Below are 15,738 nucleotides of genomic sequence, written 5' to 3' on the forward strand. Positions count from 1 at the left end.
CACTAAATAGTTACCTCTATCTTCCTTGGCGTTCTTGGCGTTCTTGGCGGTTCGTTTTTCAAGATTAAGTGCATCTTCATGGAGAATTGGTATAACATAAATTCTGATAGAAAATTTAACTTTAATAATTGAATATATATACTGATAATTAATATCGACAACTACATTTACTTGTTTATGTATAAAAGTGCAGTTAGGTAAAAATAGTTTTATTGGTGATTCATCATCGAATTTTGTATTAAATTCATTAAGCTTTTAACATATCAAGCATGACTGATATGATAGGATATTAGAGCAGAAGTAAACATGAATAAATATCATCTCTCAAATTATTCATAACTCCTTGGGAATTTTGTAACCCTTTACACTTAAATATTCTTAATGGGTTTGGCTTCTGCTGGGGAAAGCAGTTAAACTTAACCGTACTATGATTTTTATTGCAACAGAATTGGTTTGAAATCAATAGGTTCAGTTGTTTTTGCACTAGAATGAAGCTCTTGATTACTTACAGACAAGAGAATTTGTTTGGAGTCAATAGCAACAATTAGTACATTAAAAGAGCTACAAATATTTTTTTGACAGTTGTTCAACTGTGAATTCTCTATTTACACTTATCTAATTGCTGACCCCAAGAGCCTCAAAAGATGATGAAAGATATTTCCACTAACCAATATTGCGGGAATCTAGCTTCCCCTTATTAAACCTTTAGCTTAATATTTTGCTTGTAACTTTTAAAGGAGACAAAAGCATTATGTCGTCAGCGTTAGTTAAGCCTTTAGACCGCGAATCAGTCATTCCAAATGACGCAAAGAGTATGCAGTATCAAATCGTAATTGTCGGGGGTGGAGCCGCAGGCATCACAGTCGCTGCTCAACTGCTGAAAAAAAATAAGCAGCTTGATGTTGCCATTATTGAACCAAGAGATAAGCACTACTACCAACCAGCTTGGACTCTAGTTGGTGGTGGCGTTTACAAAGCTCTTGATACTGTAAAGGATGAAAAAGACTATATTCCTGAGCGTGCTACTTGGATCAAAGATTATGTAGCTCAGTTAGACCCAGACAACAATACAGTTATTACTCAGGAAGGAAAGCGTATTTGCTATGAATATCTGATTTTAGCTCCAGGTATTCAAATTGATTGGCATTTAATTAAAGGGCTAAAAGAAACAATTGGGCAAAATGGCGTTTGTAGTAATTATGCTTATGAATACGCCCCTTACACTTGGGAAGTTATCAAAAACTTCAAAGATGGTAATGCTATATTCACTTACCCTAATACTCCAGTTAAATGTGGAGGGGCACCACTGAAAATTACCTATTTGGCTGATGATGCCTTCAGAAGACAAGGGATACGCCCTCAGTCAAAAATCATGTTTTGCACAGCTATGGGAGTAATTTTCGGCGTCAAAGAATTCGCCAAAACACTGCTTTCTGTAGTAGAGCGTAAACAGATAGACGTGAGATACAAACACAATCTCAAAGAAATTAAAGCTGATACCAAAACAGCGATTTTTGAGGTTTTAACAGATTCGGGAGTCGAAGAAGTAACTATCCAATACGACTTACTTCATGTCACACCACCGATGAGCGCGCCTGACTTTATAAAACAGAGTAAATTAGCTGCACCAGATGGAGCAAGTCTTGGCTTTGTTAATGTAAACAAACACACGCTACAGCACAATGTTTACCCGAACGTGTTTAGCTTAGGTGATGCTGCGAATCTCCCAACATCGAAAACAGCGGCTGCTGTGAGAAAACAAGCGCCAGTTGTTGTTCATAACTTACTGGCTTTAATCAACTCAAAAAACCTCACTCAAAAATACAACGGCTATAGTTGCTGTCCAATAACTACAGGGTATGGCAAGGTAGTGCTTGCTGAAGTTAGTTATGACAACAAGCTTTCCCCCACATTTCCAATTGATCCAACTAGAGAACGGTACAGTATGTGGTTGCTAAAAAAATATGGCTTTCCCTATATCTACTGGAATAGAATGTTGAAAGGTAAACCTTTTGAAGGGAAGTTATTAGGAATTGGCTCTTGAATTTATTTTTATGGAAGATTCCTACGAGTTAGTTTTAGAGCAGGGCAAACGCATCTAAATTACTCCTGATCACGACCAATCTTTAAAACCAACGAAAAAATCAGCATTTCTCGTTTGATTTGTTTTCCAAGCTCAAAGCGATCGCCACAGAGTAACCGAACAAATTTTAACCATCCACTTGAGCAGATTGCAACTTTTGTTTGAGCTGCCAAACTCCGTTTTCTAGACGATTTGTATATTTCCCTTAACCGCTAAAATGGTAAACTGCCAACTCCACACTTCGGTTAAATCCAACACAAACCCAGGTAAAATATCTTCTCCTGACAAATTTACAGGTTTATTCAGAACTTCTACATCCCGACTTTGGCGATAAATTTCCACCTTTTGATTTTTCCGGTCAATTAACCAACCTAAACAAGCGCCATTTTCTATATATTCCCTCATCTTGGCGCGTAACTTTTCTATAGAGTCATTTTTAGAACATAATTCCAGCACAAAATCAGGACAAATTGGAGCAAAACTTTCTTGCTGTTTTAAGGTGAGAATATCCCATCTTTGTTGACGTATCCAAGCAGCATCAGGAGAGCGATCGCTCCCATTAGGCAAATAAAAACCAGTAGATGAGTCAAAAGCTACACCTAATTTTGTTTGACGATTCCATAATCAGAGTTGTCCGGCGATGTCAAAGTTTCGTTTGCCTGTATCGCTGCCAGCTGGTGGCATAACAATCAACTCTCCGGTAGCAGTTCGTTCTAATTGTAAATCTCGGTTAGCCAGTGCTAACTGAACAAACTGCTCGTGGGTGACTGTGAGTGTGAGTGTGGGTGGAATATTGACGGCTAAAGTTTGGGATAAGTTGGCTTGTGTCATTGTTCCGTCTTTAAACTAGAACCCAAATGTTACAGAAGGCTAAAATAGTTTATCTTCTGGTTATTTCCAAAGTAACATCCAAACGTTATAACGTGCTTCCTCGCATTCTACGTTAGGAAGTCTCTCTCATGTTGCCTATCTGTGTCCGTTGGATTCCGTATTCTAAAAAGCATCTGCATCGTTGTCAACACCTAATTCTCTATAGCAATATTCATGACCAATTTCTCTGGTAGGGTAGTTATCAGAAAATGGCAAGCATTTATATTCAGAGCAAGGGTGGTTACTATAGTGACAACTGGTAAGCTACTCTCTCCCAGTCTAAAATTACCTATCTCTTTATGACAAACACTATTTCAATTACCGATTCCCTGGTTCCTCATTCTGTACCGAAACCAGCAATCATTCGACTAGAAAACATTTACAAGATTTATGGTAGTGGCGAAACAGAAGTACGAGCCTTGAATGATGTCAACCTCATTGTGGAACAGGGCGAATATTGTGCAATCATGGGGCCCTCAGGTTCTGGTAAATCCACAGCCATGAATATTATAGGTTGTCTAGACCGTCCCACAGGCGGACATTATTACTTAGATAACCTCGATGTAGCCCAAATGGATGATCGCTCATTAGCACACATCCGTAATAAAAAGCTGGGGTTTGTATTCCAACAATTCCACCTATTGCCCCAACTAACAGCATTAGAAAATGTCATGTTGCCAATGGTGTATGCTAATGTCAACCCAAAAGAAAGAAGTGATCGCGCAACAGTTGCACTGACGCGAGTCGGTTTAGCAAATCGCCTCAACAACAAACCAACTCAGCTATCTGGTGGACAACAACAAAGAGTAGCGATCGCCCGAGCGATCGTCAATCATCCCGTAGTACTCTTAGCCGATGAACCCACAGGCGCACTTGATTCGCGCACAACCCAAGAAGTCTTAGACATCTTTGGCGAACTCAATGCCAGTGGGATTACTGTTGTAATGGTTACTCATGAACCAGAAGTTGCTCGTCAAACCCAGCGCATCGTTTGGTTCCGTGATGGTCAAGTTATACACTCCAACCTCACTCCAGCCGAATTAAATCATCTTGCTGTATCATAAATTCTTAATTTGCTGACTGCAATATCTATCAAATTCTGTACTGCAATGGTGACATACAAACACGATATCGAAAATGTTAATTGGGAGGAGATGAAAGCTACACTCAGTCAAGATAAATTCGACAACGGTAGAAGTGCTGAACAACTCAAAGCATCGTTTGCCAACAGTTATGGCACTTGCATTGCTTATGAAGGCGATCATATTATCGGCACTGCTCGCGTCCTGTCTGATGGGATTTGTAATGCTTACATAGTTGATGTTTGGACATTTACGCCTTATCGTCACCAAGGAATTGCTAGCAAAATGATGCGAATCTTATTAGACAAATTGCAAGGTCAGCATGTCTGTTTGTTTACAGATGATTCTATCCCATTTTACGAAAAACTAGGCTTTACCGAAAGAGAAACTTGTCTGGAGCAGATAATCGGTAAATGGCTGGTGAACACATCATTAATAGATGGCTAAATAATAAGCCTATGTGATTTTTAATAATTGAAAGCCACAGATACCCAACTTAGTAAATAAGTCGGGTATCTTGTTTTTCACAGTTATAGATATGGATTTAGTCTAATTACAAACTTGAGGTTTTGCCAGTTTCTGCTTGTGTTGCGATCGGCTTGACATCGGTGTAACCCAATTCACCAGATATTGTCCGAAACACCGACATTTGCTCTTCAAATTCTAATCCTTCAATTTCCGAAAGCAAATCATTAATTTCTTTAGTTGGCTGGTAGGTGCTTGGCAAATCAACTACCGTATCCCCCATAGCTACCGCCCAAGCATACCAAACTAACAATTGATTGTTTTCTTTTATCCCCCCATAAGCACGGGAATGCTCTGTATCCTTACGGTTGACTATATCCCGCATAATTGCCAGTTGCTCCTCATCTGACAATTTAAAATAGTCTTCTGATAGAATTGGTGATAGTTCTGGTTCAGCAGCAGCTGGAGCGGCTGGAGTTACAGAGTCACCCATTTTTTTATAAACCAAATAGAACCAGGCTAGTTTAGCATCGGTATCTAAAGCGTTAAACGCGTCCACCAATTTTTGAGTTTCATTGCTCTGGGCTTGAGAAATAGTTTTATCGTAACTTGCACTCATAAATTTGTTTCCAAGAAAATTTAACAGGCCAAACTAAGTGGTACCAGAGTTTGAGAATCAAATTCTACTACCCGTAGAAATAGTTAAATTAATTGAAAATTGTAGCTTTAATCTACCTTTTAATAGAGGTAAAAGTCTCCCCCAGGAAGCAAGAAAGCAGCACATTACTTCGTTATAATTGTCCCCAGCAATAAAAAATTTACCTAAAGGTTTTAATTATGCCTGATGAAGAAGTGAAGCCCAATTTAAATGAAGCTTCCACCCAGGATGCACAATTAGCTGCCGAGAGCATAGCTAGTGGTGAAGAAAAAGCGCCAACGGTGGATTTTGATACTGATTATGAAACTGCACAACAATTCAGCGTTAGTGAAGTTGACCGCACAGGGAAAGGTGCAGCAGCAGCCGAAGCAGCCACTGCACCTAATCAGAAAACCTTTCAGCCACAAGAGACAAAAACTCAAGCTCAGTCAACTGGTAATCCTGATGATTTTCTAGAATCAGCAAAGGAAGTAGGGAATTCTCCAACTGAGGGTGCAACTAATGTTAGTGATGATCTAGTAGAACAAGCTTTGGAAAAGGGTGAACGGAAAAATTAAGTTTTCCTGATATCTTAATATTTTGATAAGATGGGCAATGTCACAAGTATGAAAATTTAAGTTCTCGGCATTGGTAGACATTGCCCACTTTAATGTTTTAGTTAATTGTCAATTGTTAAGATTTTCACTATCGACTTTTGACTGTGCCAATTTTAGATTTTAGATTGAAGAATTAAAAATTATTTCGATTCATGCCCCACCTCTAGTGAGTGGAACAAATTCAAAATCCAAAACTGATAGACTATTGATTAATTAACGACTATTCATCACTTCTAGGAGTTCGCTAGGTCGGTGAATTAAATAATCTGGATTTTGCTTGGCTAGTGCTTCAGGTGAGTTAAAGCCCCAAGTCACTGCAATCACTTGAATATTTGCTTTCTTTGATGCTTCTATATCTCTGGTCTCATCTCCAACATAAATAACTTCTTGAGGTTGGAGTTGTTTTTGCCTCAATACATTATTGATTATCGTTGTTTTGCCAAAAATTGTAATTCCTGAGTAGATAAAATCAAATAGGTGATTTAAATCATTGATTGTGAGAAATTGGGTCACATTTTCTTTAGAATTAGAAGTGATAATGCCCAATTTATATCCTTGATTTTGGAGTTTCACTAATGCTTCTTTAATCCCAGGAATTGGCTTTAATTCTGGGATTTTGTTTTTTAATTCTCCTTTAACTTTTTTAACTAGAAAAGGTATCTTAAATAGAGAAACTCCGGAGTACTTAATAATTTCCCTAGATGTGAAGTTTTTGAGGAGGGCTAATTGCTCTGGGCTTATTTGTCTATAACCAAAGTCTATAGCTAGACGATTAGCAATACTTACAAGGGCATCTACTGTATCAGCAATTGTGCCATCAAAATCAAAAATAATTACTTTCAGGGTCATTCTTTCGCCTGGATGCGTCAAGATTAGCTAGGGCGTTGCGTCGTAACATTTCTGGCTTAATCCGCCGCAAGGCAGATGCTGGAAATCGTTTATCCCACTCCTGATCTGAGATTTGGGCTAATTCTAGCAGCTGAGGAGCAATATTCCCAGGATAAGGCTGAAACTCTGCAATATCAGTTGGGCTGCCAAAACGTTGATTCCAAGGACAAACATCTTGGCAAATATCGCAACCAGCAACCCAGCCTTGCAAATGAGGTATGACTGTTTCTGGCAATTCCTCTGCCCGATTTTCAATGGTATGATAAGCAATGCAGCGATTAGCATCCACGACAAAAGGCTGAGTAATTGCATCCGTAGGACAAGCCTGAAGACAACGAGTACAGCTACCGCAGTGTTCTGTATGCGGGCGATCGCTCTCTAATTCCAAATTTGTCAACACTTCTCCCAAAAATACCCAAGAGCCAAATTCCGGTGTAATCACATTACCATTTTTGGCAATCCAACCAATTCCGGCAAGTTGAGCCAACACTTTATCTTGCACCGGGCCAGTGTCTGCATAATAACGAGTTCGTATGCCTTCATCAAGTGATTTTAACCATGTAGATAGCTGCTTGAGTTTTTTATGCATCACCTTGTGATAATCCCTTCCCCAACCATAACGGGAAATTTTGGCGTATTCCTCGCCTACGGGACGTTGATGTGATGTGTAGTAATTTAACGCCACACACACTAGCGATCGCGCTTCTGGCATCACTAAGCTGATATCTTGACGTTTTGGATTAGCCATCCATTCCATATCGGCGTGATAACCCAGTTTAATCCATGCTTGCAACCTCTGCGCTTCTGTGGCATCTACCCTATCTACAGCAGCAATTCCAACTTTGTGAAAGCCCAACTCCCTGGCTTTTTCTTTCACTACACTGCTACTTGTTACAGAATACTGATTCATTTTTTTATCTGGATTTTGCCTAACGAAAGGCATGATAATTCTATATTACGTATTCAATATCTTTGATTAAGATTTGTTGCCTATCTGAGGTAGAAATTTTATTTTTAATCCAATGCGCTACCTGCCTGATCCTGGGTGAGCTTAATTCCTTGCTTTTTAAGCAGGGTTATAACTGCCTGCTGCTAAATTCTGCTGTAAAACTTCCATCGTGAGGAAGATTTCCCAATATGTAGCAATCTATCTCAATAGCAGCTTTCTTTTTAGCTATTTTTGTATTGAAATTAATATTTAGCTAGCATGATACAAGTAATTTTATGACCTCTGCTGAATTTATATCCCCAGCGCAGTTGAAAGAAGAATTCCAGATTGAGGGAATTACAGAACCAAGTGTACTGCGTTATTTTGAAACCTTAAATGCAGGAGAATTTGAGGCAACTGCTGCCTTATTTGCGGTAGATGGTGTAATGCGTCCACCATTTGAATCTGATATTGTGGGGACAGATGCGATCGCAGCCTACTTAAAACAAGAAGGCCAAAACATTAAAGCTTACCCCAACACAGGAATAGCCGAGACTTTAGAAAACGCTACGATCCAAGTCCAGGTAACAGGCAAAGCACAAACTTCCTGGTGTAGTGTGAATGTCTTGTGGCTATTTATCCTCAACCAACAACGGCAAATTTTCTATACTAGAATCAAACTTTTAGCTTCCCCCCAAGAGTTACTTTCTTTACGTCCTGAAAAGTAGCAAATAACTATAAATGGTTTAGGCAATATTTAATCATACCCAAAACAAAATCTCAGCATGAAAAATTCGTATAAATCACATGACTTGAAAAATAGTAAGTTTAGTTTATTGGACTAATTCGGGTAAAGTAGCTTCTAACTTGAGACAGTTGGCACCATTAATCTGCAACTGATAATCTACTTTGTCCATGAGACGATTCATAATTAGCCAACCATAACCACCTTCTTGTTTTTCCATAGGGTTTGGAGCATAGTAGGTAGACATATCAAAGCCTTCGCCGTAGTCCCAAACTTCGAGGGCAAGATCCCGGTCTTTCACTTCCAAACGCAGTAAAATTGGTAAACTTGGTTTGTCTTTGTGAGCATGACGGACTGCATTTGAGTAGGCTTCTACCAAAGCCAGTCTCAAACGACTTGATTGCCGTGACCAATCCACAGATTCTCCTAGCTGGATTTTCAAACATCCCAGCAACCAGTTTTCGACAATATTAAGAAAATTCAAGTCACTTGGTACATGAAGCTCACTTTTCATGACTTACAAAATCTCCAGTGAAAGTATAGTTTGATCATCTTCTTGAACTTGGTTATCTGCCTGAATGCGAGCTAGTAAATGGTTAAGAGAAAGCGGTTGTTGCTCTTGTTGTAAGAGTTGCCAAAGACCATCTTGATTCAGCATAGAACGATTAATCGGCTCAACGCCAGTCTCAGTTTTTACTGCTAAACTAAAATCATTTGAGATCATTGCTTCTGTAATTCCATCGCTGGCTAGTAACAATGTATCTCCAGCAGCGAGAACCAAACGACCAGACTGTGCTTGCCACTTAGGCAAGATCCCCAAAGGAACGCTGCGGACTTTGAGATAATTGGGATTGTCGGCTAAAGCGCCTTGGCCTGACCATAACAGCGGATAGATATGACCGGCATTAGTGTAAACAAGTTCCTTAGTGGTAGGAGTATAACAGGCTAACACAAGGGTGATGAAATAATTGTTGCTAATTAAATCTTCACTGAGAGCGTGGTTGAGGTTCTGCATGACCACATTCGGCTCGGCTGGTGCTTCTTGAGATAATTCTCGGCGCAAAACTGAAATAATACTAGCCATAAATAAAGCAGCTGGGACGCCCTTGCCAGAAACGTCACCCACTGCCAACCACAAGTCACCTTTGGGATGAACAAAAACTTCAAAAAAATCGCCTCCGACTTCCCGCGCTGGGTAACAGCAGGCTTGCACTTTCACGCCTTTGATGTCAGGTAAACTTTGGCGTAGCAAGTTGTATTGAATTTGGCGAGCTACCTCCAACTCATTATGAATCTGCTGTTGCTTTTCTTGGAGGCGCTGGTAGAGTTTTGCTTGAGAGAGGGCTAAGGCTGCTTGTTCAGCAACACCTGCAATCAGTTGGATGTCTTCGTCTTGCCAAGGGCGATCGCTTCCCCATTGGTGGAGGGCTAGCACAGCCAACAAGTGTTGCTGGTAGCTAAGTGGCACAACCAGGTGGTGGCCAGGATTGCCGTTATATACATCTTGAGCAAGTTGATAATGACGGGTTTCCAGGACTTTTTCAATTAAAAGACTAGGGTCGAAGAAGGAATCTGATACACGGGATTGAGGATCGTGGTAGAAGAACTGGTCTTGTGTGAGGCGATCGCCCTCTACTGGTCTAAGCAAGCAACTGGTAGCTTCAAATGTTTGTCCAAGAGTTGCTACAATCTTTTGCAGCATACTGTCGTAGTCTAAAGATTCCCGAATTCCTGTTGTTACCGCATTAAACAAAGATTCTCGCCGTAGAGACCGACGCAACTCTTGCGTGCGCTTCTTAACTAGGCGATATGTATCACTGGCTTGCTCAACTAACACTCTAAGCCGATCCGGATTCCAGGGTTTGGTAATGTACTTGAATACCTGACCGGAGTTAATCGCATCCACCAAATCTTCGACATCAGTAAAACCAGTTAACAAAATCCGAATCGTGTCTGGAAAGCGCTCGACGGTGCGACTAAAAAATTCCGTGCCATTCATTTCTGGCATTCTTTGGTCAGAAATAATCACCGCCATCTCGCCAAATTGATCCAAGATTTCCAGAGCACCAAAGGCATGATTGGCTTTATATACTTGATAATCTCGCCTAAAAGTGCGGTAGAGTAAATCTAAATTATCTGGCTCATCGTCTACCACCATGAGCTTGAGTTTGTCCATCCCAATATCAGCCATATTTGACTTTAGTTTTCACATATTTGAATGGCGAGATAGCGTGATGTTTATCCCACCTGATAAGTAACAAAAAATCAGAGAAGCCATTCACTTTGAAAATATAACTTTCTCAAAGTTGTGAGTTTCCCTTGACCATCTTCAATTGCTCTACACCTAAATTAACTTTATCCAACCAACCCAGAACGCAAGGCGCGGACTGCTGCTTGGGTACGGTCATCGGCACATAGCTTATTTAAAATATTACGAACGTGAGTTTTAACAGTCCCAACAGTGATGTAAAGTCTTTCTGCAATTACTGCATTACTACAACCTTCGACAATCAACTGTAACACTTCTAACTCCCTTTCTGTCAGGGTGTAAGATGGAATTCCTTCCAGATTCTCAAAAGAATCAGAGTTAGGGGCAATAGCCTTGGTATCTACAAAAGCTGATTCCAACTTTTGGGGATTTTGTTGCGCTTGTTGTAATACAATCCGAGCGATCGCCGGATCGATCCAGGCGTTGCCATTGTAAGTTACTCGCACTGCTTCCAGCAAATTATCGAATTTGATATCTTTCATACAGTAAGAGTCTGCGCCAGCCGCAAAAGCTGCCAACACCGCTTCTTTATTATCCCGCAGCGTCAAAATTAACACCTTTGTGATTAGCTGCTGCCCATTAGCAGTAGATTTTACCTCCCGTGTCAGTTCAATCCCATCCTTATCTGGTAAACCAATATCTACAATGGCAATATCTGGTTGTACCATTTTTAACATTTTTAGCCCCTCAGCAGCATTGGCAGCTTCACCTACAACTTCAATTTCATCCTTTTGCAGTAGTGCTGTCCGAATACCCACACGAGTTAGGTCATGATCTTCAATCAGAGCGATACGAATTTTACTCATAGCCAACTTCAGCCCGTTACACTACTTTAACCATAAAGTCGAGTTTGGTGACATACTCCCACACTAACTGCAAGTAGTATAGTAGGGGCTTCTGTTCCCGGACTCAGAGTTGCGAGTTGAGCGTTTTATACTGAGTGAATATTACACTTTAACAATAAAATTTGGACTGGTTCAGCCCAAGTACAAGCGCCCAAGACTAATTAGTTAAATTATGCTTTCTATTGTTACAGAGCAATGGAAATCTCTCCTACATAAGTTCTAATATAAAAAATTTGATAAACTTAACATTTAAGGAAATCTGGTGTGAGGGTTAATCAAGAATAGGCTATGTCTAATGGCAATCAAGCATTTTTAGTGTTGGGAATACCAGTTCATGTGATGACTAACTATCCAGGCTGGTTGTTAGAATGCCTGCACGCAGGCAGAGGAACTCATGTAGTAACGCTCAATGCAGAAATGACTATGCAGGCAGAGCGAAATCAATTCTTAGCTCAGGTGATTAAAAATGCTGAACTAGTGATTCCAGATGGAGCCGGGGTTGTTCTGTATTTGCGGTGGCTGTTATGGCAAAAAGTGCAGCGTTTTCCGGGGATTGAATTAGCAGAAAAACTTTTGCAACAACTTGGGCAACAGAAGACAGGAACAAAGGTATTTTTCTATGGAGGAGCGCCTGGAGTGGCTGCAAGCGCGGCAGATTTTTGGCAGCAGCAAGTTCCAGATTTGAGTATAGTAGGCACTCACTCAGGCTACCATTCCCCAGAAGAAGAAGCACAATTGCGACAAACTCTTGCTCAATTGCAGCCACAAGTGATTTTTGTCGGTTTAGGAGTGCCACGTCAAGAGTTATGGATTGCCGAAAACCGCGATTTGTGTCCTCAAGCAATTTGGATTGGCGTTGGTGGCAGTTTTGATATTTGGTCGGGAACTAAAACTCGTGCTCCTGCCTGGTTAGGAAATAATAATTTGGAATGGTTGTATCGGCTCTATCAAGAACCTTGGCGTTGGCGGCGGATGTTGGCTTTGCCAGCGTTTGCTGCCAAAGCCTTTGTTTATCGTTTGACAGCAAGGGGTGCAATTAGTTAAGAGTGCTGTTAGCGGGGCGTTTAGCCCATGCTGAATTCTGAGTTATGGGTGTTATTACTTAGTTAGTATTAAAGTCTTCATAAAAATTTTAAATTTCCTTTATTGGATTTGAAATTCCCAGGTTTGGACTGGGAATCCTTATTTTGGAGAGAATGTCAAATCTAAGCCTGCAAGCTATTTGGTTGTGGGTATGAGGAAAATTTAACAATGCCAGTATTAACAACTCAAGTTAAGACAGACAAATCTGTTGATCGACAGGAGAGTGAAACTCAACAGCACGCTAGTAATACTACTGTAAAGGTGCAATTGCAATCTGTAACCAAGACCTATGCTAATGGCACTCACGCCTTGTTGAATGCGAACCTTGAGGTAAAAAAGGGAGAATTTCTGTTTATCACCGGGCCAAGTGGTTCTGGTAAATCAACACTTTTGAAACTGCTGTATGGCCAGGAGTTGCCCACACAGGGAGAAGTAATTGTTGATGAATGTAATGTAGCGGGTTTACGGGGCGATCGCTTGTCATTATTGCGGCGACGGATTGGCATTGTGTTTCAAGACTACAAACTGATTACCCAACGGACAGTAGCGGAAAATGTAACTTTTGTGCTGCAAGCTCAAGGGTATACCCGTAAAGAAATTCAACGACGTCTACAACCAACTTTAAAGTTGGTGGGTTTACTGACTAAAGCTGACTGCTTTCCAGATCAATTGTCTGGGGGAGAGCAACAGCGAGTAAGTATTGCACGAGCGATAGTTGGTACACCACCACTGCTGTTGGCGGATGAACCTACTGGAAATCTCGATCCAGATAATTCTTGGCAAGTGATTCAGATTCTCCAAAAGTTAAATTCCTTTGGGGCTACAGTAATAGTTACCACCCACGATGAACAATTAGTGCGGCGGTGTAATCATGCGGTAGTCCAAGTTCGCAATGGACGGCTGTCTTGAAAATAGTCATTAGTCATTGGTCATTGGTCATTAGTTATTGGTTATTAGCAAAAGACAAAGGACAAATAATTAATAAAGGTGGTGTTTGAGTTTTGCAGATAGGGGTGCGAAAGTTGCTGCTGTTTTGGGTGCTACGACTTGTAGGCGATGGTCTCCGACCGACCGGAGGTCATCGCAGGCTTGTAAACTCTTAAAAGCTGCCTCTCGGATCACAACTTCCTCCTCTCGACTGAGTAGGAGTTGCAAGCATTCGACAACATCTTGCTGCACTGTAGAATCAACTCGCTTACGGCTGATGAATTTAGTTAGTTGACGTAGGGCAATCAACCGCTTCAATGGATCTTTTTCTATTAAATTGACCAACAACTGATCGAGGTGATCTTCTTCTCGATTTTCATAAAAGTTGACAATTTGCCATACCAATAAAATTAAAGTTAACAGGGTTCCCACACCTTGCACAATAGCACCAGCAGCAATCCAGGGACTGTGAGAGTCAACCCAAATTGCAGCTGCCATGTAAGTGCTGACAGTACCAAGACCACCACTGACGACTGCTAAGGCTAACCGACGATTTGAACTGTTTAAGAACTTACGTATCTTAGACCAGTGCAATTGCCAGTCCCACTCTTGCATTGAGTAAACCAATACCATTACCCCAACACCGATTAAGAGAGCCAATAGCAGTATCCAGTTCCACAACAACATGGCAACGATGATTGTCAGGAACCCAAGAAAGCCTCCAGGTCCAGAGAAGCGCTTAAATGTTTGCTGCTTTATGGCTCCTTTTGTCTGGAATTTTGTCAGCGACCAGTTCCAGTTAGGGATCTGGTTGATCAATTGCTGCCAAGAAGACGAAGCCTGTCCCACAGTGTTTACCTACTTGATTACGAAATTACATATTGTATAAGTTTTACCAGGATGAAGAAAGGGTGATGGCTGTTGTTGAACCCAAACCACAAGATGCCCAGTTTTCATGGACGGATGTAGACTAGTACAGCACGGCGGAAATTAAGATACCATTTTAAATGGCTCAGAGCAAGGGCATAAAGGCTTTTTGAATTTTAAATTTTGCGAATGCGCATTAGGCTGTTTGCTACAGTCGTTCCTGTATTCTAAAAAAGAACCCGTTCAACGTTTGACAAAGCCCTTGCAGTCGGATAGGCTAAAAAATTATTTATACTTAATTAATTTATACTTCATACTTTGCCAGTACCTGGGAGTGTAATTTGATAATTAATATACTCTAAAAGAATACCCTGACTGGGCAAGTAAGCTTAATTTGGTCAATGAGTTTTTAACGTTTTAGGTTAAAGACAAAAACGAAAGTTATCAAGGGTGAATTGACCATCAAAAGCACAGAAGGTAACGCTGTAAATGTTATTCACAGTTATAGATAATAAGGTATTGGGAGAAATTGCCGAGTCTGAATTAGCAAGATTAGCGCTTGGTAGTGTAGTTTGACTGAGCAATTGCCGATCGCGATCGTAAGCGGAAAGCACTAGCCGTTGCGAACTAGTGACAAAGGCGCTAACCGAGTTAACCGGATGCAAGAAAGTAGCTTCTAAAAATCCGCTTTTAGGCGCTCCCATTAAAACTGTTAGCCCTGAATAGGTTGGAAATGCTGGATTTGATGCCTGTATTGCTAGAGAATTGTGAAAAATTACTCCCCAGCGTTCATACTGGCGCTCTACTGCTTCAAAACACTTCAAGTCTTCTAAGTCTAAACAAATACAAGTAGGCACAGTCATTCTGGCAGGGTCAATAGCTGGCTCGACCTGATCTTGCCAAACTGAAGCTGTAATTTCGTTTTGTATATTAAAGTTGTCAAGCGCAAATTTAGCGTCTTCAATCGTTGGTAGTTTATTTGATTGAAGAGTAGCCTGCTTTACCATGACATCCCGCCTTACCATTACCTAGAGAATAATCAGATTAGTTATACATCAAAAGCTATTAATTCTACATGTAGAAGTAAAATTAATAGTTTATTAAAATAAGCGTTTTAACTATTCTTGACGCTCAAAATTATTTATGAGTTTCTTGATAGACTACCATAAAAACTTATGTTTAATTCACGCTTTAGTGATACTCGTTACCATAAGAAAGCCTTATAAAACAGTAATTACAAGGTTAAGTTGCTTTTTAAGGTGAAAAAAATCACCAAATCTTTACAAGTAATCCAGTAATTTTACATCTACTTAATCTGACGGTGGCGAGAAGTCTTAGAGTGATTAGTTCGCTGATAATAACAATGAGTGGGGAGTTTGAACTAAACACGTAAATCTAGGGTGACTAAAGAAGACGTGAGGACGCAAAGAGG

General features: G+C 40.4%; 15 protein-coding genes and 1 pseudogene. 7 read left to right on the top strand and 9 right to left on the bottom strand.

Features of this window, described 5'->3' with window-relative positions:
• Window positions 1–751 precede the first annotated feature (751 nt).
• Window positions 752–2,044 (top strand): NAD(P)/FAD-dependent oxidoreductase, encoded by a 1,293-nt coding sequence (locus V7L29_RS25115; protein ID WP_334737143.1) that lies wholly within the window; start codon window positions 752–754, stop codon window positions 2,042–2,044.
• 222 nt (window positions 2,045–2,266) lie between these two features.
• Here V7L29_RS25115 and V7L29_RS25120 read toward each other — a convergent pair.
• Window positions 2,267–2,914, bottom strand: a pseudogene (locus V7L29_RS25120) (Uma2 family endonuclease).
• 338 nt (window positions 2,915–3,252) lie between these two features.
• On the opposite strand from V7L29_RS25120, the gene V7L29_RS25125 reads away from it, so the two are divergent.
• Entirely contained in the window at window positions 3,253–4,017 is a 765-nt protein-coding gene (locus tag V7L29_RS25125) for an ABC transporter ATP-binding protein (protein ID WP_334737144.1), read from the top strand.
• A gap of 45 nt (window positions 4,018–4,062) precedes the next feature.
• A complete protein-coding gene (locus V7L29_RS25130) occupies window positions 4,063–4,482 on the top strand; it encodes a GNAT family N-acetyltransferase (RefSeq protein ID WP_334737145.1) in 420 nt (139 codons plus the stop codon).
• A gap of 106 nt (window positions 4,483–4,588) precedes the next feature.
• On the opposite strand, the gene V7L29_RS25135 is transcribed toward V7L29_RS25130, so the two are convergent.
• Entirely contained in the window at window positions 4,589–5,119 is a 531-nt protein-coding gene (locus V7L29_RS25135; RefSeq protein ID WP_334737146.1) for an orange carotenoid protein N-terminal domain-containing protein, read from the bottom strand.
• Between the two features lie 218 nt (window positions 5,120–5,337).
• Between V7L29_RS25135 and V7L29_RS25140 the strand changes: the two genes are divergently transcribed.
• Window positions 5,338–5,715: a hypothetical protein gene (locus V7L29_RS25140; RefSeq protein ID WP_334737147.1), complete on the top strand. Its 378-nt coding sequence runs from the start codon at window positions 5,338–5,340 to the stop codon at window positions 5,713–5,715.
• A gap of 252 nt (window positions 5,716–5,967) precedes the next feature.
• Here the strand turns inward: V7L29_RS25140 and V7L29_RS25145 are convergent, their stop codons facing one another.
• Both V7L29_RS25145 and queG read right to left on the bottom strand, forming a co-directional pair.
• A complete protein-coding gene (locus V7L29_RS25145) occupies window positions 5,968–6,603 on the bottom strand; it encodes an HAD-IA family hydrolase (RefSeq protein WP_334688499.1) in 636 nt (211 codons plus the stop codon).
• Window positions 6,578–7,552 carry a tRNA epoxyqueuosine(34) reductase QueG gene (gene queG / locus V7L29_RS25150; RefSeq protein WP_334688500.1) on the bottom strand — a complete coding sequence of 325 codons (975 nt, stop codon included), beginning with the start codon at window positions 7,550–7,552 and terminating at the stop codon, window positions 6,578–6,580. The genes V7L29_RS25145 and queG overlap by 26 nt, the downstream gene beginning before the upstream one ends.
• Window positions 7,553–7,866: 314 nt before the next feature.
• On the opposite strand from queG, the gene V7L29_RS25155 reads away from it, so the two are divergent.
• Entirely contained in the window at window positions 7,867–8,298 is a 432-nt protein-coding gene (locus V7L29_RS25155; RefSeq protein ID WP_334688501.1) for a ketosteroid isomerase family protein, read from the top strand.
• Window positions 8,299–8,403: 105 nt separating this feature from the next.
• Here the strand turns inward: V7L29_RS25155 and V7L29_RS25160 are convergent, their stop codons facing one another.
• The 3 genes from V7L29_RS25160 to V7L29_RS25170 form a co-directional block, all read right to left on the bottom strand.
• Window positions 8,404–8,829: an ATP-binding protein gene (locus V7L29_RS25160; RefSeq protein WP_334688502.1), complete on the bottom strand. Its 426-nt coding sequence runs from the start codon at window positions 8,827–8,829 to the stop codon at window positions 8,404–8,406.
• Window positions 8,830–8,832: 3 nt separating this feature from the next.
• The gene (locus tag V7L29_RS25165) at window positions 8,833–10,506 is read right to left on the bottom strand and encodes a SpoIIE family protein phosphatase (protein WP_334688503.1); all 1,674 of its coding nucleotides are present in this window, start codon (window positions 10,504–10,506) and stop codon (window positions 8,833–8,835) included.
• A 164-nt stretch (window positions 10,507–10,670) separates the two neighbouring features.
• On the bottom strand, window positions 10,671–11,390 hold the full coding sequence (locus tag V7L29_RS25170; protein WP_334737148.1) for a response regulator transcription factor: 720 nt from the start codon (window positions 11,388–11,390) through the stop codon (window positions 10,671–10,673).
• Window positions 11,391–11,717: 327 nt separating this feature from the next.
• Between V7L29_RS25170 and V7L29_RS25175 the strand changes: the two genes are divergently transcribed.
• Both V7L29_RS25175 and ftsE read left to right on the top strand, forming a co-directional pair.
• Window positions 11,718–12,473: a WecB/TagA/CpsF family glycosyltransferase gene (locus V7L29_RS25175; RefSeq protein ID WP_334688505.1), complete on the top strand. Its 756-nt coding sequence runs from the start codon at window positions 11,718–11,720 to the stop codon at window positions 12,471–12,473.
• A gap of 207 nt (window positions 12,474–12,680) precedes the next feature.
• A complete protein-coding gene (ftsE, locus tag V7L29_RS25180) occupies window positions 12,681–13,421 on the top strand; it encodes a cell division ATP-binding protein FtsE (protein WP_334688506.1) in 741 nt (246 codons plus the stop codon).
• A 69-nt stretch (window positions 13,422–13,490) separates the two neighbouring features.
• On the opposite strand, the gene V7L29_RS25185 is transcribed toward ftsE, so the two are convergent.
• Window positions 13,491–14,288, bottom strand: coding sequence for an armadillo-type fold-containing protein (locus V7L29_RS25185; RefSeq protein WP_334688507.1), 798 nt, complete (start codon window positions 14,286–14,288; stop codon window positions 13,491–13,493).
• 440 nt (window positions 14,289–14,728) lie between these two features.
• Entirely contained in the window at window positions 14,729–15,313 is a 585-nt protein-coding gene (locus V7L29_RS25190; RefSeq protein ID WP_334688508.1) for a hypothetical protein, read from the bottom strand.
• Between the last annotated feature and the right edge of the window lie 425 nt (window positions 15,314–15,738).

The organism is Nostoc sp. (assembly GCF_036916575.1).
Taxonomy (GTDB): Bacteria; Cyanobacteriota; Cyanobacteriia; order Cyanobacteriales; family Nostocaceae; genus Nostoc.

Bases quoted from the DNA above. Each gene is read 5' to 3' on its own strand.
- V7L29_RS25115 (WP_334737143.1), top strand. From the start codon at position 752: ATGTCGTCAGCGTTAGTTAAGCCTTTAGACCGCGAATCAGTCATTCCA.
- V7L29_RS25125 (WP_334737144.1), top strand. From the start codon at position 3,253: ATGACAAACACTATTTCAATTACCGATTCCCTGGTTCCTCATTCTGTA.
- V7L29_RS25130 (WP_334737145.1), top strand. From the start codon at position 4,063: ATGGTGACATACAAACACGATATCGAAAATGTTAATTGGGAGGAGATG.
- V7L29_RS25135 (WP_334737146.1), bottom strand. From the start codon at position 5,119: ATGAGTGCAAGTTACGATAAAACTATTTCTCAAGCCCAGAGCAATGAA.
- V7L29_RS25140 (WP_334737147.1), top strand. From the start codon at position 5,338: ATGCCTGATGAAGAAGTGAAGCCCAATTTAAATGAAGCTTCCACCCAG.
- V7L29_RS25145 (WP_334688499.1), bottom strand. From the start codon at position 6,603: ATGACCCTGAAAGTAATTATTTTTGATTTTGATGGCACAATTGCTGAT.
- queG (WP_334688500.1), bottom strand. From the start codon at position 7,552: ATGAATCAGTATTCTGTAACAAGTAGCAGTGTAGTGAAAGAAAAAGCC.
- V7L29_RS25155 (WP_334688501.1), top strand. From the start codon at position 7,867: ATGACCTCTGCTGAATTTATATCCCCAGCGCAGTTGAAAGAAGAATTC.
- V7L29_RS25160 (WP_334688502.1), bottom strand. From the start codon at position 8,829: ATGAAAAGTGAGCTTCATGTACCAAGTGACTTGAATTTTCTTAATATT.
- V7L29_RS25165 (WP_334688503.1), bottom strand. From the start codon at position 10,506: ATGGCTGATATTGGGATGGACAAACTCAAGCTCATGGTGGTAGACGAT.
- V7L29_RS25170 (WP_334737148.1), bottom strand. From the start codon at position 11,390: ATGAGTAAAATTCGTATCGCTCTGATTGAAGATCATGACCTAACTCGT.
- V7L29_RS25175 (WP_334688505.1), top strand. From the start codon at position 11,718: ATGTCTAATGGCAATCAAGCATTTTTAGTGTTGGGAATACCAGTTCAT.
- ftsE (WP_334688506.1), top strand. From the start codon at position 12,681: ATGCCAGTATTAACAACTCAAGTTAAGACAGACAAATCTGTTGATCGA.
- V7L29_RS25190 (WP_334688508.1), bottom strand. From the start codon at position 15,313: ATGGTAAAGCAGGCTACTCTTCAATCAAATAAACTACCAACGATTGAA.